Genomic DNA, 250 nt, shown 5'->3' on the forward strand with positions numbered 1-250 from the left:
CCCATGGAGTGACCGGCCAGGTGTACCTGTTCCAGGTCGAGGTGGTCGAGCAGGGCCAGCACGCTGCCGCTGAGTTCATCGAGGTCGCCGCGCACCAGGGCCTTGCCGGACTCGCCGTGGCCCGGCAGGTCTAGAGCGATCACCCGCCGCTCGGCGGCCAGCGCCTCGTGGTTGAACAACCAGTTGTTCAGGTCGCCACCGAAACCGTGGATCAGCAGTAGCGCCGGATCGCCCTCGCCGCGGTCGAAAT

1 protein-coding gene is annotated in these 250 nt (G+C 67.6%); it reads right to left on the reverse strand.

Annotated features, from left to right (window positions below; all coding sequences use genetic code 11):
• A partial coding sequence (locus ACLJNW_RS27205; protein ID WP_410961665.1) for an alpha/beta fold hydrolase occupies positions 1 to 250 on the reverse strand: 250 nt, incomplete at both ends.

The sequence above is a fragment of the Salmonella sp. SAL4457 genome, from assembly GCF_046548235.1.
Lineage (GTDB): Bacteria > Pseudomonadota > Gammaproteobacteria > Enterobacterales > Enterobacteriaceae > Salmonella > Salmonella enterica.